The 19,820-nt window shown below is 44.4% G+C and carries 14 protein-coding genes; 8 read left to right on the top strand and 6 right to left on the bottom strand.

Annotated elements, in window-relative coordinates; all coding sequences use genetic code 11:
* The first annotated feature begins 20 nt into the window (after positions 1-20).
* The 6 genes from surA to AVL57_RS03660 all read left to right on the top strand — a co-directional run bounded on the left by surA (position 21) and on the right by AVL57_RS03660 (position 6,591).
* A complete protein-coding gene (gene surA / locus AVL57_RS03685) occupies positions 21-1,307 on the top strand; it encodes a peptidylprolyl isomerase SurA (protein WP_257721356.1) in 1,287 nt (428 codons plus the stop codon).
* A gap of 14 nt (positions 1,308-1,321) precedes the next feature.
* A complete protein-coding gene (pdxA, locus tag AVL57_RS03680; protein WP_013785394.1) occupies positions 1,322-2,305 on the top strand; it encodes a 4-hydroxythreonine-4-phosphate dehydrogenase PdxA in 984 nt (327 codons plus the stop codon).
* On the top strand, positions 2,302-3,129 hold the full coding sequence (gene rsmA, locus AVL57_RS03675; RefSeq protein WP_057793809.1) for a 16S rRNA (adenine(1518)-N(6)/adenine(1519)-N(6))-dimethyltransferase RsmA: 828 nt from the start codon (positions 2,302-2,304) through the stop codon (positions 3,127-3,129). Before pdxA ends, rsmA begins: the two co-directional genes overlap by 4 nt.
* A gap of 9 nt (positions 3,130-3,138) precedes the next feature.
* Entirely contained in the window at positions 3,139-3,513 is a 375-nt protein-coding gene (gene apaG / locus AVL57_RS03670; RefSeq protein ID WP_013785396.1) for a Co2+/Mg2+ efflux facilitator ApaG/CorD, read from the top strand.
* Between the two features lie 11 nt (positions 3,514-3,524).
* Positions 3,525-4,340: a symmetrical bis(5'-nucleosyl)-tetraphosphatase gene (locus AVL57_RS03665; RefSeq protein WP_057793811.1), complete on the top strand. Its 816-nt coding sequence runs from the start codon at positions 3,525-3,527 to the stop codon at positions 4,338-4,340.
* A gap of 226 nt (positions 4,341-4,566) precedes the next feature.
* Positions 4,567-6,591 (top strand): HAMP domain-containing methyl-accepting chemotaxis protein, encoded by a 2,025-nt coding sequence (locus tag AVL57_RS03660; protein ID WP_057793813.1) that lies wholly within the window; start codon positions 4,567-4,569, stop codon positions 6,589-6,591.
* A gap of 124 nt (positions 6,592-6,715) precedes the next feature.
* On the opposite strand, the gene lysC is transcribed toward AVL57_RS03660, so the two are convergent.
* From lysC to AVL57_RS03630, 6 genes are all read right to left on the bottom strand, one after another.
* Positions 6,716-8,065 carry a lysine-sensitive aspartokinase 3 gene (gene lysC, locus AVL57_RS03655; protein WP_057793815.1) on the bottom strand — a complete coding sequence of 450 codons (1,350 nt, stop codon included), beginning with the start codon at positions 8,063-8,065 and terminating at the stop codon, positions 6,716-6,718.
* Between the two features lie 72 nt (positions 8,066-8,137).
* Positions 8,138-8,587, bottom strand: coding sequence for a DUF192 domain-containing protein (locus AVL57_RS03650; RefSeq protein WP_057793817.1), 450 nt, complete (start codon positions 8,585-8,587; stop codon positions 8,138-8,140).
* Between the two features lie 70 nt (positions 8,588-8,657).
* Complete coding sequence (acnB, locus tag AVL57_RS03645; RefSeq protein WP_057793819.1) at positions 8,658-11,270, bottom strand: bifunctional aconitate hydratase 2/2-methylisocitrate dehydratase; 2,613 nt, start codon at positions 11,268-11,270, stop codon at positions 8,658-8,660.
* A gap of 349 nt (positions 11,271-11,619) precedes the next feature.
* Positions 11,620-12,591 carry a DNA ligase gene (locus AVL57_RS03640; protein WP_057793821.1) on the bottom strand — a complete coding sequence of 324 codons (972 nt, stop codon included), beginning with the start codon at positions 12,589-12,591 and terminating at the stop codon, positions 11,620-11,622.
* A gap of 180 nt (positions 12,592-12,771) precedes the next feature.
* A complete protein-coding gene (locus tag AVL57_RS03635; RefSeq protein ID WP_057793823.1) occupies positions 12,772-15,585 on the bottom strand; it encodes a bifunctional aconitate hydratase 2/2-methylisocitrate dehydratase in 2,814 nt (937 codons plus the stop codon).
* Between the two features lie 436 nt (positions 15,586-16,021).
* Positions 16,022-17,344 carry a PQQ-dependent sugar dehydrogenase gene (locus AVL57_RS03630; RefSeq protein ID WP_057793825.1) on the bottom strand — a complete coding sequence of 441 codons (1,323 nt, stop codon included), beginning with the start codon at positions 17,342-17,344 and terminating at the stop codon, positions 16,022-16,024.
* Positions 17,345-17,428: 84 nt separating this feature from the next.
* Here AVL57_RS03630 and AVL57_RS03625 point away from each other — a divergent pair, with 84 nt between their 5' ends.
* Entirely contained in the window at positions 17,429-17,899 is a 471-nt protein-coding gene (locus AVL57_RS03625) for a hypothetical protein (RefSeq protein WP_057793827.1), read from the top strand.
* A 220-nt stretch (positions 17,900-18,119) separates the two neighbouring features.
* Positions 18,120-19,688, top strand: a complete 1,569-nt coding sequence (locus AVL57_RS03620) for an AMP-binding protein (RefSeq protein WP_057793830.1) — start codon at positions 18,120-18,122, stop codon at positions 19,686-19,688.
* Positions 19,689-19,820: the final 132 nt, after the last annotated feature.

Here is a 19,820-nt window from a genome sequence, read left to right as displayed (position 1 = left end):
CATTAACCAATAATAAAAGAGTGAGTATGAAGTTCATAATCCGGGCCTTGTTAGTCAGTGCAGTGTTGTCGTTTAGCAGCTACGCGCAAGAAGTAATGCTTGACCGCGTAGCGGTTATTGTCGATCAGGGTGTTGTACTTCAAAGTGAAGTAGATGCACTCATGAATGACGTCAAACGTAATGCAGAGGCAAATGGGCAAGACCTTCCTTCCGACCGTGCACTGCGTACTCAAGCCATCGAGCGTTTGATCACTAAGAGCCTTCAGTTGCAGATGGCACAAAGAATGGGTATTCAAATAAGTGACCCACAGCTTGAGCAAACCATTGCAAATATTGCTGCAAACCAAAATACCACGATAGATGAACTACGCAGGCAATTGCGTTTAGAAGGCATCGCTTATGAAGACTACCGTGAAGATATTCGCGAAGAAATCGTGATGGGTGAAGTACGTCGCGCGAATGTTCGTCGCCGTGTTTACATTACCGATCAAGAAAGACAGACCCTTATTGAACTTATGGAACAACAAGGTGCAGAACAAGAAGAATACCGTCTAGGCCATATTCTTGTTGGTTTCCCATCAGATCCTTCTGACGAGCAAATTAATGCTGCAAGAGAACGTGCAGACAAAGTACTTTCACTATTAAACTCTGGGTCAGATTTTGCTAAAATAGCAATTGCATCATCATCAGGTAATGAAGCCTTAGAAGGTGGTGACATGGGTTGGTTGAACATTAACGCTATGCCTACCCTGTTTGCTGAAGCGATTCAGGGTAAAGCAAAAGACGAGCTAGTCGGCCCTATTAGAAGTGGTGCTGGTTTTCATATCTTGAAAGTTTTAGATACTCGAGGCATTGAAAAAGTAACCATTGAAGAGGTTAACTCACGTCATATCCTCGTTAAGCCTTCAATTATACTCAGTGAAGATAAAGCAAAAGCGATGCTTGTTAAGTTCAGGACTCAGCTTGAAGCGGGTGAAGCTGAATTTGAAGATCTCGCTAAAGAACATTCAGAAGATCCAGGTTCAGCCCTTAAAGGTGGTGAGCTTGGTTGGTCAGATCCAAACAACTACGTACCAGCTTTTAAAGACGCCCTTGCGCAATTATCGGCTGGTGAATACAGCGACCCAGTACGTTCAGTACACGGTTGGCACTTAATCCAATTAATCGATAGACGTGTAGACGACGCAACAGAGCGCCGCAAAGAAGACAAAGCGTATCAGCTTATTTTCAACAGAAAGTTCGCAGAAGAAACGGAAAACTGGTTACGTGAAATGCGCGACGCTGCCTACATTGAAGTTATCGAGTAATATATAGAGCATAAATGACACCGATAAAAATTGCAGTAACACCAGGTGAGCCTGCCGGTATTGGGCCAGACTTAATCATTAAGCTGGCTCAAGAATCTTGGCAAGCTCAATTAGTGGTATTCGCCGATGGCGAGATACTAGAGACCAGAGCGAAAGCGCTTGGTTTACCGCTTACTTTACTTCCTTATGATGCATCAAACCCGCAGGTTCAGCCTGCGGGTTCGCTGTTTATTAAGCAAATTGATAAAGCCGCCGATGTGGTAGCCGGAACGTTAGATAGCGAGAACGGGTTATACGTAGTAGAAACCCTTCGACAAGCGTGCCAAGCAAACATGGAAGGTGACTTTCATGCGGTAGTCACAGGACCTGTGCATAAAGGTATTATCAATAAAGCGGGCGTATCTTTTAGTGGCCACACTGAATTTTTCGCTTATCAATCCAATACCATTGATGTTGTTATGTTGTTGGCAACTGAGGGCTTAAATGTCGCGCTAGCGACTACCCATATTCCTTTAGAATATGTGTCTCGTGCCATCACGAAAGAACGTCTTCACAAAGTGCTCCATATTATCAATACCGACTTCAAACTGAAGTTTGGCGTTCGTAATCCACATATCTACGTGTGTGGGCTTAACCCCCATGCAGGTGAAGATGGACATATTGGTACAGAAGAAATTCAAACCATTATTCCGGCACTAAATGAGTTACGTGAAGAAGGGCTAAATATTACCGGGCCACTTCCTGCGGACACTATATTTCAGCCTAAATATCTGGAAGATGCAGACGTTGTTCTTGCGATGTACCACGACCAAGGCCTTCCCGTGCTAAAATATAAAGGGTTTGGCGCTTCGGTTAACATCACCCTTGGTCTTCCATTTATAAGAACATCCGTCGATCACGGTACTGCACTAGATTTAGCAGGCCATGGTAATGCCGATCCTGGCAGTTTCAGAAAAGCATTGGAAAAAGCCATTGAGCTTGCACATCATCAACAATGAGTAAAACACATTTAGGCCACACGGCCAGAAAACGCTTCGGACAAAATTTCCTACACGACGACTATGTGATTGGTCAGATTGTGTCGGCGATTAATCCGCAACACGAGCAAAACTTGGTTGAAATAGGCCCAGGATTAGGCGCACTAACCGATCCGGTTTGTGATGAAGTTGAAGCACTTACGGTTATAGAGCTTGACCGCGATTTGGCCAAACGCTTACGAGAGCATCCGTTTAACGGCGATAAGCTAACGGTTATTGAGCAAGACGCAATGACAATGGATTTCACTGAGCTGGCTAAAACCATGCCGGTGAAAGATAAAGGCTTGCGCGTTTTTGGTAACTTACCGTACAACATCTCAACGCCCTTAATGTTTCATTTGTTCTCTCACGCCGCCTGCGTAGATGACATGCATTTCATGCTACAAAAAGAAGTGGTGAACCGCTTAGCTGCTGGTCATGGCTCTAAAAGTTATGGTCGATTATCGGTAATGGCGCAATACTATTGTAAAGTCATGCCGGTACTCAATGTGCCGCCAGGTGCCTTTAAGCCGCCCCCGAAGGTTGATTCTGCGGTAGTACGTCTTATTCCACACAAAACACCGCCAGTGGATGTGGTTTCAGTAGCTACCCTTGAGCGAGTATGCGCGCAGGCGTTTAATCAACGTCGTAAGACAATACGAAACTCGTTGAAAGAAAGTCTTACTGAAGCACAAATCAGCGAACTGGGTATAAACCCAACCGTAAGGGCTGAAGTGCTATCCTTGCAGGATTTCGCCACCATAGCGAATGCAGTATCAGCGTTAGAAGAAGCACAAGAAAATTAAAGTTAGCTTATGAATGAGTCTGAAATTAAGGTGCGGGTGAAAACCCGTCACCTGCCCGAACATCTACCTTCTGATTCGCCACAATTCGCGTTCGCTTATCACGTGACCATTGTGAATGACAGCCAGGAAACGGTACAACTGATTAATCGTTACTGGCAAATTACCGATGCTAACGGTAAAACCTCAGAGGTGAGTGGCTCAGGAGTTGTCGGTAAACAGCCCATATTAAAACCGGGCGAAGATTTTGACTATACCAGTGGTGCAGTACTTGATACCCCGGTAGGAAATATGCAAGGCTATTACGAAATGGAGCGTGAAAACGGTGAACGTTTTCGTGTTCCCATTGAAGTATTCCGTTTAGCGGTTCCCAACATTCTTCACTAAGTTTGAGACTTATGACCTATCGCAACACCTTTGTAGTGGGTGATATTCAAGGCTGTTATGGCGGGCTACAGAAACTGCTAAAAAAAGCCAATTTCTCTGCGGATAAAGACAAACTCATCGCCGTTGGCGACTTAGTTGCCAGAGGCGAAGACTCGTTAGGCACCTTACGGTTTCTAAAAAGCTTAGGTAGCAGTTTCGAGACAGTGCTAGGAAACCATGATCTTCACTTGTTGGCTGTTGCGAACAAAATTCGTAAACCTAAGAAAGCTGACAACCTTCAGCCCTTGCTTGATGCTCCCGATTTAAAAGCATTGCTGGATTGGCTTCGCCAGTTTCCCCTCGCTAAAAAAATCAATGCCAACCATACTATTGTACATGCTGGTCTCTACCCTCATTGGAGTACAGACACGCTCGTCAGCCTAAGCGATGAAATCAGTCAACAATTACAATCAAAGCACTATACTGACTTTTTGAAAAACATGTACGGCAACACGCCACTCAAGTGGTCTGATAAACTTGAAGGCGTATCGCGAACTCGCTTTATTGTAAACGCATGTACCAGAATGCGCTTTCTAAACGCAGATACTAGTTTAGAGTTTGAGACAAAAACCCACCCTTCTCAGGCTTCGAAGTCTGTTGTGCCTTGGTTCAAAGTAGACAATACCCATCTTAAGGCGCAAGAACAGATACTTTTCGGTCATTGGGCTGCACTTAATAGTGAGACGCAAGATAATCGTTTTGTCGCACTAGACACTGGCTATGTTTGGGGTCAAGAAATGACTATGCTGGATGTCAACACAGGTAAGCTCATCAGAGTACATGCGTAAATTACTTAATTGATACAGCAAACTACTAAATCACAAATTCTTGTGCTTTACTTGTTAACTTAATAGCTTACCTGCCGATACTCTGGTTATATACGTTAGTCTATAATCCCATTACAGTTCATGTTATACATTTTAATACCTTATTCTAGGTCATTGAGGTGTATTTTGGACGTAGTGCGGGGTAGTATCGTCACGCAAAAGAATAAAAAATAGTCTAGGAGTTTCAATGAAGATTACAGTAGCCACTCGCGTAATCGGCGGTTTTGTAGCAATTACTTGTCTACTGATTGTCATTAGCGTTGTTTCGTTGTTTAACCTCAATTCCATCGGTTCAGCAACCGAAGAGGTAAATGACGTAGCGCTTCCTACAGTAGCGGGGAGTAACGCCTTAAAAGCGAACTTTCTAAACATGGGTAGATTGACATTCGAAGCCTATATTGAAGAAGATTTATCGGGCCTTCAGGAAAAGCGCACTGCATTCAATCAAAGCCGAGATATGTTCGAGACTGAATATAAGAAGCTTGCCACTGCAGTTGCCAATGAACCTGAACTGCAAAGTAAGTTGAACAGTGTTCGAGCTTCCTATGATAACTACATTAAAAATGTTGAAGCGGTTTACCTGAACCACCAAAAGTTCATGGATATTCGAAATACCATTGACGACCGTTTAGGTGATGCTGAAGACAATGCTGACGATGCATCTACTTACCTACTAGACTTTTCAGACCTTGACGCAGTGCAAAGTGACCCAAATCTTAGACGCGCAGCAGATATTGGTAGCCAACTAGAAACCTCATTACTTTCTTTACTTACCGTTTCTTATGAATACGTAAAAACCGAAACTATCGTACGCTCTCAAACTCTAGGTAACGAAGTTGACTTAGTGGTAGATAAGGTTGCTACTTTACTTAGTGATATGGGCCAAGCCGCTGGGCAGCGCGACCAATCTGGTACTCTTAGCGATATTAATGAATTGGTAAACGATGCCCTAAATGCGATTACCGCCAGTGATGGCGTCATGGCGTTGCATGTAGAAAGACTAGAGCGCAGAAATGACTCTGAAACCGCGCTTACTGCTTCAGATAAAAACATTGCGAATGGTATTGTGGAACTTGAGCAGCTTCTCTCTCTTGCCGACGCAAAAGCAAAAGACGTTGAAAACCAAGTAAATGGTGCTATCACCACAGGTAACATTATTATCAGTGCGGTGGTTATTCTCTCTATCGCGATAGCCATCATTATTGGTTACATAACAGTACGTGCCATTACTCGCCCGCTGTACCGCGTGAACGAGTTGCTTACCGTAGCATCGTCTGGAGACTTAACCCATCGCCTTGACGATTCTGCTGAAGATGAATTTGGCCTATTAGCTAAAAACTGTAATAACTTGATTGGCAACCTTAAAGAGCTGATTTCAGGAATTAACACCCGTGCCGAGCAACTTGCCGCGGCATCAGAACAAACCTCAGCCGTTACTGCGCAAACCACCCATTCGATTCAAGATCAGAAGTCGCAAATTGGCCAGGTGGCAACAGCTACTACAGAAATGCACTCTACCTCGCAATTGGTAGTGCAAAACGCTGAAGATACGCTGAGCCAAATTCGCCATGCAGATGCAGAGGCTGAAAATGTACGTCAACTCTCGCTTGAGAATAAACGTATTATCGAAATTCTAGCTAAAGACGTACAAGACGCTGCAGATGTTATTAACAAACTTCATCAAGACAGCGCCAGCATCGGTGGCATTCTTGATGTTATCCGCGGCGTGGCCGACCAAACTAACCTACTTGCCTTGAATGCGGCCATTGAGGCTGCCCGTGCGGGTGAGCAAGGTAGAGGCTTTGCGGTAGTTGCTGATGAGGTCCGTACTCTTGCCAGCCGTACGCAACAGTCTACGCAAGAAATCAACGCTATGATTGAGGTACTTCAAGCGGGTGCTGAACGCGCGGTATCGGTAATGAATCAAGGTAAAGAGCAAACCGTTGCCTGTGTAGAGCAAACGGAAAAAGCGACTCAAGCCCTTGATATTATCTCTGAAGCTGTACACAAAGCTCACGACGTAAGTTCTCAAATTGAGCAATCGGCACGTGAACAAAATACTGTGTCACAAGAAATTAGCGAGAAGCTTGAAACTATCGTTAATATTGCTGAAGAAACCACATCAGGTGCTCAGCAAACTTCTGACTCTAGCCACGAAGTGGCAAGACTTGCTGAAGAACTACAGCAATCTATCCGTCAGTTTAAGGTATAACACCACACTGAGTATTTGGTTTGGTTTAATTTGGTTAAATTGGATTGACTTAAATAGTCTGCTTTAAATGAAAAAGGGAAGGTTAACACCTTCCCTTTTTTGTCTGTGAAAAACACATATCACGCTATTCGAAGAGCGCTTTATGTAAGTCCTTCACTATTTTATCGCTGTCAGTTTCATTCACTAGGAATGACAGATTGTGCGGATTCGCACCGAAACAAATCATGCGCAAGTTAAAGTCAGACACCGCAGCAAAAATCTTGCTAGACACACCAATTGCCGTTTGCATGTGGTTACCGACCACAGTGACTAAATCGTAACCGTTCTCTACTTTCACATCACAAATAGTCTCAAGCTCTGCAATGGTTTCTTTGTTTAAACGCTGTGCCACAGAATTGGCAGGGTTATCTAAGGTAAACGACACTGAGATTTCTGATGTAGTCACCAAATCCACACTTAGCTTATGCTTCGCGATAATGGCAAAAACCTGCTGTAGGAAGCCCTGTGCGTACATCATCTTAGGTGTTTTCACTGTCACCATAACTTGGTCTTTACGGCGAGTGATGGCACGATATGGAGGCTCTTCCACGCAGTCTCGAACAATCCAAGTACCGCCTTTTTCTGGCTCTTTACTTGAGCCTACAAAAACTTTGATATTTTTACGAAGAGCTGGCTCCATGGTGGCGGGATGAAGCACCTTAGCACCAAAGGTCGCCATTTCAGCCGCTTCTTCAAAGCTAAGTTCTGGTAACGGACGAGCAGCTGCAGTAATACGAGGATCGGTGGTATAAACCCCAATGACATCGGTCCATATTTCACAGGCATCCGCGTCTAAAGCTTCAGCAATAAGCGCAGCTGTAAAATCAGAACCACCGCGACCTAATGTCGTAGTGCGACCTTCATCATCAGCTCCTACAAACCCTTGCGTTACCACAATGGCATTTTCAATTTCAGAGGCCAGCAACTGCTTCGCCAAGGCTTCAATAGTGTCAACCTGTGGCACAGCTTCACCAAACTCACTGTCGGTGCGCAAAACTTTGCGTACATCAAAGTTCATGGTAGCCACTTCTTGTTCAGCCAGCACTGCACTGAACATCAATGATGACATGCGCTCCCCCATAGAAAGCAACTGGTCTTTCAAATCGTTTCTATGCAGAATCTCTTCGTGAAATGCTAGCGATTTCACTTCATCTAGCAAATCGTTTAGTTTGCTTTCAACCGAGCTTTTATCAGCAAGCTTGTTGAGAATGGCAAGTTCAATATCAACAATAGACTGGCAAGTAGATTCTATTTGCTCTTGGGTGAGTGGGCTGTGCGCCAAATTCACAAGGTGGTTTGTCACCCCTGCTGATGCACTGACTACCACAATACGAGTCGCACTGTTTGAGGCAACAATTCGCGCACAGTTTTGCATCACTTCATAGTTCGCAACACTGGTTCCGCCGAACTTGGCGATGGTTAAAGCATTTGCCACGATTTTACTCCGAATTTCTTTTACCGAGCATGTTACTCGATACTGACCGGCGAATAGATCATTCGCACCGGTTTAACGATTAATTTCTATCTGGTCACCCACACTTATATTGTGTGAAGCGAACCACCCTTGGTTCATTTCTAGCGCGTAGAGTACCTCTTTAGTTGCCTGCACAGACGTTAGGTCGTGAGGCTCTAGAGGTTTTATATCTGTAATTACGCCATTTCTGTCGATATAGGCGACATCTAAAGCAACATTCGTATTCTTCATCCACATACTGGCGTATCTTGACGATGCAAACTTAAAGAACATTCCACAATCATCACACAGTGATTCTCTGAACATTAACCCTTGGGCACGTTGTTCAAAAGAATGCGCGTATTCCATTTGGTAAAGTTTGCCGTCAATCGTTAAGGTGATTTGATCAAACTCTACGCTAGGTTCCATTTGTGCGCTGGCATTCAAAGTGCCATATCCTAGAAGCACAAAAAGCGCGATTGCGATAAAAGTAGTTTTAGCCATTAGACATTCCTTTAACCCATAAAAAAAGCCGGACACTTACGGTGCCCGGCTTTGTAGTTTATACACTAAATCAGGCAACATTCAACGTTGGAATGATATTGGCCTTCGCCTCTTCTTCTGCCTTCTTGAAACTTGGCATTTTATCAAAGTTTAAGTAGCGGAATACTTCAGACGACATGGAGTTAATTTTACTCGCATATTCCATGTATTCTTCTGCCGTAGGAATACGACCAACGATAGCACCTACCGCCGCTAATTCAGCCGATGTTAGGTACACATTCGCCCCATCACCTAAACGGTTAGGGAAGTTACGAGTTGAAGTAGACAGTACTGTAGTGCCTGCATCTACACGTGCTTGGTTACCCATACACAGTGAACACCCAGGCATCTCTGTGCGCACGCCCACTCGACCATAGATGTTGTAGTAGCCTTCTTCCATTAACTGAGCCTTATCCATTTTTGTCGGTGGCGACATCCACAAACGGGTAGGTAAGGTTTTATTAAACTGCTCAAGGAGTTTACCTGCAGCACGGAAATGGCCAATATTTGTCATACACGAACCAATGAAGACTTCGTCTACGTTTTCACCGGCTACGTCTGATAAAGTTTTCGCGTCGTCAGGGTCGTTCGGGCAACACACAATAGGCTCTTTAATATCGTTAAGGTCTATCTCGATAATTTCTTTGTACTCAGCATCCGCATCGGCGCGCATAAGTTCAGGGTTAGCCAACCACTCTTCCATTTTCTGGGCACGGCGCTCAAGGGTACGTGGGTCACCGTAGCCTTCGTTAATCATCCAACGAAGCATAGTGATGTTTGAGTTTAAGTATTCAGCAATAGACTCTTCAGACAGATTAATACTACAACCTGCCGCAGAACGCTCAGCTGATGCGTCAGATAATTCAAATGCTTGCTCTACCGTTAGGTGCTCAAGTCCTTCAATTTCTAGTACGCGACCAGAGAACGCATTAATTTTGCCTTTTTTCTCTACGGTGAGTAAGCCTTGCTTAATACCGTATAAGGGAATGGCGTGCACTAAATCACGTAGGGTAATACCTGGCTGCATTTCGCCTTTAAACCGCACCAGAATAGATTCCGGCATATCAAGGGGCATCACACCGGTTGCGGCAGCAAAAGCGACTAATCCAGACCCTGCTGGGAATGAAATACCCAGGGGAAAACGGGTGTGTGAATCACCACCTGTACCGACTGTATCAGGCAATAGCATGCGGTTTAACCAGCTGTGAATAATGCCATCGCCAGGGCGAAGTGAAACACCGCCTCTGTTCATCATAAAGTCAGGCAGAGTATGTTGGGTTTCAATATCAACAGGTTTAGGATATGCCGCGGTATGACAGAACGACTGCATGGTTAAGTCGGCAGTGAAACCAAGACAGGCTAAATCTTTTAGCTCGTCTCGCGTCATAGGGCCTGTGGTATCTTGCGAGCCTACGGTGGTCATCTTAGGTTCGCAATAAGTGCCAGGGCGAATACCTTCAACACCGCACGCTTTACCTACCATCTTCTGGGCAAGGGTATAGCCCTTTCCGGTATCGGCAGGTTGCTCTGGGGTACGAAACAAATCTGTTGCGCCTAAACCTAATGTTTCTCGTGCTTTTTCAGTGAGCGCGCGGCCAATAATCAGGTTGATACGACCACCTGCGCGCACTTCATCTAAAATCACTTTAGATTTATAGTCATATTCAGCTAATACTTCGCCGGTTTCGTGATTGGTGATTTTGCCTTCAAACGGGTAGATGTCGATAACATCGCCCATATTCATTTTTTCTACATCGGCTTCAAACACCAAGGCCCCTGCATCTTCCATGGTATTAAAGAAGATTGGCGCCACTTTGCTACCAATACATACACCACCGCCGCGCTTGTTGGGGACGCCAGGTAAGTCTTCCCCGAAAAACCATAATACTGAGTTAGTTGCGGATTTACGTGACGACCCCGTACCTACCACATCACCTACAAAGGCAACGGGATAACCTTGATTTTTCACATCTTCAATTTGTTGCATTGGGCCTTTCACACCATGCTCTTCTGGCTCTAGGCCATCACGGGTCATTTTATAAGCGGCTAAGGCGTGAAGGGGAATATCAGGCCGCGACCATGCATCGGGTGCCGGTGATAAGTCATCGGTATTGGTTTCGCCGGTCACTTTAAAAACGGAGTATGTAATTTTATCGTCCATTAATTTACGTGAAGTAAACCACTCGCCTTCGGCCCACGATCTAATAATGTCTGTGGCAAACTTGTTTCCGGCTTTGTGTTTTTCTTCCACATCATGGAAGGCGTCAAACATAAGCAGCGTGTGCTTAAGCTCTTTTGCGGCTAGTGGCGCTAGGTTTTCATCGTCGAGAAGCTCAACCAATGTCACGATGTTGTATCCACCATGCATGTTGCCTAATAGTTCAACGGCCTTTTCTTTTGAGATTAACGAGCAGCTGTCTTCGCCTTTTACGATAGCACTTAAAAATCCTGCTTTTACGTAAGCAGCTTCATCAACCCCGGGAGGGACGCGCTCTGAAAGCAATTCTAAAAGGGTGTCTTCTTCGCCTTCTGGTGGATTTTTAATTAATTCAACTAAGCCTGCTACCTGCTCAGCATTCAGTGGCTTTGGAGGGATCCCTTCAACAGCACGTTCTTCTACATGTTTGCGATAGTCTTGTAACACGATGTCTTCCTCTTGATGTCGCTTGCGCAATGGGAATAAACGGTCTTGTACGGTCTTGACGCAAGGTCTGATTAAAAATACATCATGAGTATAACGATTTACCTTCATAAATTAAATTTTTGCGGCTTTTTATTCAGTTATAGTCGCCATTCAGCGCACTTAATATTGAACGGTTAAAGCTATTAAAAACAGAGAAATAAAACCTTAAAACTAATTAAATATTCATCTTATTGTTCCGGTGATCGCTCTCTGTCATCATTACCAGCCATCATTCTCTGTCATTAGCAGCATGGAGGTTACCAACGTTAAAACCAAGCTATTATTGAATACCACAGGTGGGCATAACATCTTATAAATTTGGTAGGTCTTTAACTGGACGAATATGCCTAAAGCTCGCAAAGCGGGGAATGCCTTTTTTTGTTACGCCATAATATTTGAAGGTGATCCAACTGTGCATTGGTGGCGGATATTGACGCTGTTTCATACTGAACCCTGTTCCAATTTTAAATTGTATACCCTCGGGCGTTTCTACAATAAGAGAGCCCATCATGCCAACGAACTTCCCCTTTCCTCTTACATAGCCAATCACTTTGGCTTCTGCATCGCTATACCGTTTCGCTTTTAATAACTGATTACTGCGCCCGCTCTGATAAAAGGCCGCTTTGTGATGTAGCATTAAACCTTCACCGCCCTTTGCGGTGACCTCATCGATTTTCGCTTCAAGAAGCTTCTGAGAACTCAGCGTAAATTGTGGGATTGTAGCCAAACTGTTGCTATCTGCTCCCCTCACTAATGATTCCATTGTAGATAAGCGCGAGGCAAAAGGTACATCACTGATGGGCATATCAAACACCATCATCTTCACCGCTCTCCAGCGTTCATCAGGCGTATGGCTAAGTACAATAGAAGCGATGGCTTCAAAGCTGCTACGCTGAGTCCATAGCTCTCCATCGAGCGCTACGTTTGGCCAGTTTTGGGTGAACCACGCAGGTGCGTGAATGACGTTGTCGTTTCGGGTAAGAAGCTGTGTTCCCGTCCAGCGGGCCCGTACGCCATCTAACTTTTCGCTTACGAAATACTCAGCAATATTGATGTTATCACTTGCCTTGTAGGTCGCTGCCAATTGGATGGGCGTACTAGTCTGCCCGGGCACTCGTTGTATTGGATTAGAGATTACGTTAGCAACGCCAGATATTGGTTTAGCAGCGTTAAGCGTTAGTTTAGTAACGTTAGACACTGGGTGAGCGACGGTGGCGGCGAATGACACTGGAGGCAAGCTTGTAGCGAGTATTAATACTAAGGTAAAACGTTTGATATTCATTTCGACATTCTTGTTAAAAAACAAAAAAGCTTACGCTGATACCCCCTGGAGTAAACTGGGCTTAAGACGGGTTTATATGAAGACAGAGAAATTTATGTAGGAATAGGAGATATAAAAAAGCCCCAACCGAAGTTGGGGCTTTCACACTAAATATCATTTAACCGAGGGTTAAATTTGAACTTAGCCTACTGTTTTAACAGCAACGCTTGGCGAAAATTTAGGCGCAACGGCCATGTCTTCAGCCGGTGGAGCGAAGTCAGTAAGGTTAATACCCTTAACCGCCGCTTTGTACTCTTCCATCGTTGGGAAACGACCTAACACGGCAGATAGCACTACCAATGGCGTTGAGCCTAGCAGAGATTCACCTTTCTTCTCGTTAGAGTCTGCAACAACACGACCTTGGAATAAGCGCGTAGAAGTAGCAATTACCGTATCACCAGGTTCTGCTTTTTCTTGGTTACCCATACAAAGGTTACATCCTGGACGCTCTAGGTACATGATGTTGTCGTACTTAGTACGTGCTGCTTCTTTCGGCTTGTCGTCGTTAAACTCGAAACCAGCGTACTTAGTAAGGATATCCCAATCGCCTTCCGCTTTTAGCTCATCAACAATGTTGTATGTTGGTGGGGCAACAACAAGTGGTACGTTAAACGACACACTGCCATTTTGCTTTTCTAAATTACGAAGCATTTGAGCGATAATCTGCATGTCACCTTTGTGAACCATACAAGAACCAACAAAGGCTAAATCAACTGTTTTGCCGTCGTAGAAAGAAACTGGACGAATAACGTCATGAGTATAACGCTTAGAAACGTCGTCGTTGTTTACGTCTGGGTCGGCAATCATTGGCTCATCGATTTGGTCTAAATCAACAACCACTTCTGCGTAGTAGTTTGCATTGTCGTCTGGTGCCAGTGCTGGCTCTTCGCCAGACTTGATTTCAGCAATACGCTTGTCTGCAAGGTCGATAAGACCTTGAAGCATATTCGCATCATTATCCATGCCCTTGTCGATCATGATCTTGATACGTGTTTTAGCAAGCTCTAGTGACGCAATCATAGTTTCATCGTTTGAAATACAGATTGACGCTTTCGCTTTCATTTCAGCAGTCCAGTCTGTAAACGTGAACGCTTGATCAGCAAGCAGCGTACCGATTTGCACCTCAATAACACGACCTTGGAACACGTTCTCGCCGCCAAATTGCTTCAGCATTTGAGCTTGAGTAGCATGAACAACATCACGGAAATCCATGTGGCTCTTCATTTCGCCTTTAAACGTCACTTTTACCGACTCAGGAATTGGCATCGCCGCTTCACCTGTCGCAAGTGCTACCGCTACCGTACCCGAGTCAGCACCGAATGCGACACCTTTAGACATACGAGTATGTGAGTCACCACCAATAATAATAGCGCGATCGTCAACGGTAATATCGTTCAATACTTTGTGAATAACATCAGTCATTGCATGGTAAACCCCTTTAGGGTCACGTGCCGTGATTACACCAAAGTTATTCATGAAAGACATAAGCTTAGGAATATTAGCTTGGGCTTTCTTATCCCATACCGATGCTGTGTGACAGCCAGACTGGTATGCACCGTCTACAAGCGGAGAAATCGTTGATGCTGCCATTGATTCTAGCTCTTGGCATGTCATCGGACCGGTTGTATCTTGTGAGCCTACAATATTTACTTTAACGCGAACGTCTGAGCCAGCGTGAAGCGGGGTCTCAGACTTAACGCCTACCGCATTGCGGTTAAAGATTTTTTCAACAGCCGTTAGGCCTTGGTTCTCTACAGACACTTCTTTCGAACGTGCGTAAACTTCTGGTACGTCTGTGCCTAACACTTTCGCAGCAAAAGTTTGTAATTGCTTACCAAACGTTACCGCGTAAGAACCACCAGCTTTCATAAACTCCATTTTTTGCGGAGTGAAAGCGCTTGATATATCAGCAAGTTCTTCTGAGCCGTTGAACAGTTTCTTCGCTTTAGTATCGATCGTTAGTACGGTACCAGTCGCAACAGAGTATGCTTGCTCTAATACTGGGTCGCCGTTCTCATCACGAACCACTTCACCGTTAGCATCCGTCTTTTTAACCCAGTTTTTAAGGTCTAAACCAATACCGCCGGTAACGTCTACTGTGGTTAAGAAGATAGGCGCGATACCGTTAGTACCTGCCACCACTGGCGCTTTGTTCACAAATGGAATGTAAGGGCTTGCTGCCTCACCGGCCCAAAGTGCAACGTTATTCACACCAGACATACGCGAAGAACCTACGCCCATGGTGCCTTTTTCAGCAATAAGCATTACTTTAGCGTTAGGGTGCTTTTTACCTAGCTCAACAATTTCTTGCTGTGCTTCAGGGGTGATCATGCACTGACCGTGTAGCTCGCGATCTGCACGAGAGTGAGCTTGGTTACCAGGAGAAAGCAAATCAGTAGAGATATCACCTTCTGCAGCAATATAAGTCACTACATCAATTTTTTCTGGAACGTCAGGCAGTTTAGTAAAGAACTCTGCTTTTGCGTAGCTCTCTAGGATCTCTTTTGCTATCACATTACCTGCGTTATACGACGCTTCTAAACGTTCTGTATCAGCTTCGTATAAGTAAACCTGTGTTTTAACTACTTCAGCAGCAGCCTTAGCGACGGCTTCGTTGTCTGAAAGTGCCAAATCCAGAAGTACTTCAACAGACGGGCCACCTTTCATGTGTGAAAGCAGCTCTAACGCAAACTCAGGTGTAATTTCAGCAACAACTGACTCACCTAGTACGATTTCTTTAAGGAATGCAGCTTTAACACCTGCAGCACTTGTTGTACCTGGCAGTGTGTTGTAGATGAAGAAGTTAAGAGAGTCTTCACGGTGCTCGTTATTCGTATCTTTAATTTGAGCAATAATTTCTGACAGTAAATCGGCACTGTCGATAGGCTTAGGGTGTAAACCAAGTTCCGCTTTACGGGTCTCGATTTCGGCCATGTAATCTGAATACAAACTCATATAATTCTCTCGGTCTTGGTTATACGTAGGTATTTTTATACGCAGGGTTTAATTATACGTCGGTCTTAGCTATACGCATGAAATTATAGTGGTTATTTTAACTGATTTTTAAGCGTCAGGTAATCATTAGAAAACGGCAGAATGGCGCAAAGCCCTATTTACACTTTTTATTAACTTCGGCGTATTTACAATTTTCTTACTTGTCAGTTAAAAGCCAATTGACTAAAACAAAAAATAATCAATAATTATCATTGAGTTAGGAAAACGATCTAGCGTTAAACTACTTTTATACTGCTTCTTTGGGCAATATGAAAAGCGAGCTATACAAAGTACGACTTATCTTAGGTATTTCTCGTATTTATGGTCGAACCAGATGAAATAATAAACAATAATGTAGTAATTTTACAATATTTTCTAGTTATTGAATTCTCTGTAACTAATCTAAGTTTGTTTCAGCGATAAAAGGGTTAGGGGGGAGTAACTGTATCAGCTCGGCTCTTTCCCCATCAGTCAGCACATAAACACCGCCATCGTTTCCTACCGCAACATCACGAACCCTTTGATTTACCGAAGAAAACACCTTTCGATATTGAAAAGGCTGGCTTGATAAGTCAACCGCATAAAGCGCCTTCGCTTTTAAGGCCGAAACAAGCAAGTGATTAGAGAGTGCCGGAAAAGTATTGTGGTTGTATATCGCCATAGACGATGGCGCTATAGATGGCGTCCAATCCACCAGCGGATTCACCATGCCTTCGTAATGATTAAAGGGGGAAATGGTTGCCCCAGAATAGTCCCTTCCTAGCGTAACCACCGGCCAACCATAGTTCGCTCCAGGCGTCAGCTGGTTTAGTTCATCGCCGCCATCTGGGCCGTGTTCATGCAAGTAGACGTCACCATTTTGCATTTTCACTAACCCTTGTGGGTTCCTGTGCCCCAAGGTATAAACAAACGGTGCATTATTAAAAGGCACATTTGAGGCAGGCTCTCCTTCTAAAGTAAAACGAAGCACTTTCCCTAACTGTGAACTTAATACTTGGGCCTGCTCGCGGTAATCGAAACCGTCTCCTGTAGTCACCAACCAAGTGCCATCATCCATGACCACCAGCTTGCCACCAAAATGCACAGGCGTAGCCTTGCTGTCGTTAATTTCTATTACTGGTGTGAGTGCTTCAATTTGCCCATCATCAGCCAAAACACCGCGCATGATTGCCAAACGATTCGCGTCGTCGGTGCCCTTCGAGTACGAAAAAAGAATGACTTTCGAGGTGCTAAAATCAGGAGAAAGCGCCATGTGTAGCAGACCGCCCTGCCCTTTTTGATAAAGCTGTGGAAGGGGTAATTTTTGTTGAACCAAGGTTTTTCGAGCTGATGCTTGTGCTGAGCCGGCTTGTTGGGGCGAAGATGGTTTGTCAGAACTAACCACAGTAGAAGGTACGGTGACAATCGTGCCGTCTCGTTCTGCCACTAGCCAGCTGCTATCGGGCAATTGCAAAAGTGCTTTCGGATAATGTAAATCTTTGGCAATTGCCGTCGTTATTGCTGTATCAGACGTTTGCGCCTTAAGAGCACTTTTACCTGATATATTTGCTGAAACACCAAACGCTGACTGTACATTCAAAAACATGAGCAACAAAATGGCTACATGTCGTGAAATCGATTGTGTCCGATGTTTTTTAAATCCGCTTATTTTGTAAACTCGCATTTTATTAATAGCCATTTTATTACCTAGTCTTGCCGACTCACTATTGCTAAACAGCATTCCCTTACCCTATTTATTACGCTACCTTAGCATGCAATAGTAGTTTGATTGTTATAACACCTTAAAATAGCGGAAACAGCGGTTATGTGGTCTTTTATCAAAAGTTTTCTTCCTGCGTGGTTAGCAACCTTTCTAGTGGCTAGCAGTTTACACACGTTTCAAGTACTGAATGCACTGTCCAGTATTGGGGTAGAAATATCATCCACTGAGTGGTTATCTACTGCTTGGAAGGATGCCGTAGGCTTGCTACCCACCTACGGCATTATCATCGCTGTTGCACTGTTACTTGCGTTCGGGGTTGTCACTATCATTCGCAAATACGCGATAAAGCACGACATTAAAAAACCTCGCTTTATCACGTTAACGAGTGTAGCGGGTGCAAGCAGCATTGCCGTTGCGTTACTTGCCATGCAGCCTATTCTTAACGTCACGCTTATTGCGGGAGCGCGCGGGTACGATGGCTTTTTACTTCAATGTTTCGCAGGACTATTAGGTGGTTTCATTTATGGCTTATTGCGGGCAACGAGTGAGTCGGGTGCACTTTCAAATAGGTAATAGCCGCCACTCCCAACGCTAATGTCACACAGGATCCACGCTTAAACCTTGCTCAAACCAGCGATCCCCAGCCCCATTCAAATTTATTCAAACTGTCAGCAACCATCACTGAGGTGAATGTTTAGCTATAATGTAATAGGTATGTAAATAAAAATGAACATTTGTTACTGTAGCGACATAGTCATCTTTCATTGAAACCTCTCATTCAGGATAAAGCATTATGTTAACGTACCCAGAAAACGTTACTTGCCTGGCCGACAATATTGAAGCCGTTCTTACTAAGCATGCTGATAAGCCTGCGTATACCGCATTGGGTCAAACCCTTACCTTCAAAGAAATAGACGAAAAATCTGCTGCCTTAGCGCGCTACTTCACTCATGAAGCCAAGCTAGAAGCCGGCGACAGAATTGCTATCCAGCTGCCTAACCTTATTCAAAACCCTATTGCCGTTTATGCTGCTTTGCGCGCAGGCTTGGTAGTGGTTAACACTAACCCGCTTTATACCGAGCGGGAAATGAAGCACCAATTTACTGATAGCGGCGCAACAGCGTTAGTTATCTTAAGTGATTTACTGCCAAAATTTGATGCCATTAAAAGCGACACTCAAATTAAAACCGTTGTTGCTACATCGGCGACTGAATTATTAGATGCTGCTACGGCGCCTACTTTAACAGGTACTGTATCGTTAACTGATGCGATTAACGCCGGTGCAGATTTGCCCGCCGTGGTAAGACCTAAAACAGAGTTTGAAGCCCTTGCCATGTTGCAATACACGGGAGGAACTACAGGGGTATCTAAAGGCGCATCCCTTAGCCATAAAAACGTTATGAGCAACAGCGTTCAAATGCTTGACCACCTAGGCGGGTTCTTCAAGGAAGGTGAAGAAGTGGTAGTTTGTCCACTTCCTTTGTATCACATTTATGCCTTTACTGTTTGTATGATGGCACTATTCGCGAAGGGCAGCCATATCGTGCTTATTCCGAATCCTCGTGATATCGACGGTTTCATTCAAACATTAAAGCCGCATAAAATTACCGCGTTTGCGGGCATCAATACTTTGTTCGTTGGTTTGGGTCGTCACCCAGAATTTGCCAAGCTCGACTTTTCAAAACTGCATTTAACCATGTCTGGTGGTACAGCCCTCACTCAAGGCGCAGTATCTATATGGAAACAAGTAACAGGCAATACTATTACTGAAGGTTACGGGTTGTCAGAAACCGCGCCAGTGGTTTCTTTTAACTTACCTGGCGAAGAAGAAATTGGTACCGTTGGTAAACCACTGCAAGATACTGAAGTTGCGTTGCTAGACAGCTCCGATAACCCGGTAGGCGAAGGAGAGTCAGGACAAATTGCGGTTCGCGGACCGCAGGTTATGCTGGGCTATTGGAACAGAGACGACGAAACCGGAAAAGTCATGACAAAAGATGGCTACTTTAAAACCGGTGATATCGGCGTTTGGGTAGCATCTGGCGCACTTAAAATTGTCGATCGCTTGAAAGACATGATTATTGTTTCTGGTTTCAATGTGTACCCTAATGAAGTAGAAGATGTACTCACTGCCCATCCAGATATTATGGAAGCCGCTGTAGTCGGTAAACTAGATGAAAAATCTGGTGAGCGAGTATGCGCGTTCATTACCGTCAGCAAGCCAGTTACTAACGATGACATCATTGCGTTTTGCAAAGAAAGCTTAACCAATTACAAAGTACCTAAGGAACTTACCGTTTTAGAAGAGCTGCCTAAATCTACCGTAGGGAAAATACTCCGTAGAGAGCTGCGTTCAGCCTAAATTAACTTAGCCCTACTTGCCGTTAATGTGAATAAAATCAGGTTATTGCTACCAAAGAATAACCTGATTTGTTTGCTGCAATATCATTTCCGTTCTATAAATAATCTATTAAGCCCAACGTAAGTTTACCCC

The organism is Alteromonas stellipolaris, assembly GCF_001562115.1.
GTDB classification, from domain to species: domain Bacteria; phylum Pseudomonadota; class Gammaproteobacteria; order Enterobacterales; family Alteromonadaceae; genus Alteromonas; species Alteromonas stellipolaris.
Note: the sequence above shows the minus strand (reverse complement) of the source record. Positions and strands in the feature narration are given on the sequence as shown.

Bases quoted from the DNA above. Each gene is read 5' to 3' on its own strand.
- AVL57_RS03650 (WP_057793817.1), bottom strand. From the start codon at position 8,587: ATGGCTAAAACTACTTTTATCGCAATCGCGCTTTTTGTGCTTCTAGGA.
- AVL57_RS03665 (WP_057793811.1), top strand. From the start codon at position 3,525: ATGACCTATCGCAACACCTTTGTAGTGGGTGATATTCAAGGCTGTTAT.
- AVL57_RS03620 (WP_057793830.1), top strand. From the start codon at position 18,120: ATGTTAACGTACCCAGAAAACGTTACTTGCCTGGCCGACAATATTGAA.
- AVL57_RS03625 (WP_057793827.1), top strand. From the start codon at position 17,429: ATGTGGTCTTTTATCAAAAGTTTTCTTCCTGCGTGGTTAGCAACCTTT.
- AVL57_RS03640 (WP_057793821.1), bottom strand. From the start codon at position 12,591: ATGAATATCAAACGTTTTACCTTAGTATTAATACTCGCTACAAGCTTG.
- rsmA (WP_057793809.1), top strand. From the start codon at position 2,302: ATGAGTAAAACACATTTAGGCCACACGGCCAGAAAACGCTTCGGACAA.
- apaG (WP_013785396.1), top strand. From the start codon at position 3,139: ATGAATGAGTCTGAAATTAAGGTGCGGGTGAAAACCCGTCACCTGCCC.
- pdxA (WP_013785394.1), top strand. From the start codon at position 1,322: ATGACACCGATAAAAATTGCAGTAACACCAGGTGAGCCTGCCGGTATT.
- AVL57_RS03660 (WP_057793813.1), top strand. From the start codon at position 4,567: ATGAAGATTACAGTAGCCACTCGCGTAATCGGCGGTTTTGTAGCAATT.
- AVL57_RS03630 (WP_057793825.1), bottom strand. From the start codon at position 17,344: ATGCTGTTTAGCAATAGTGAGTCGGCAAGACTAGGTAATAAAATGGCT.
- AVL57_RS03635 (WP_057793823.1), bottom strand. From the start codon at position 15,585: ATGAGTTTGTATTCAGATTACATGGCCGAAATCGAGACCCGTAAAGCG.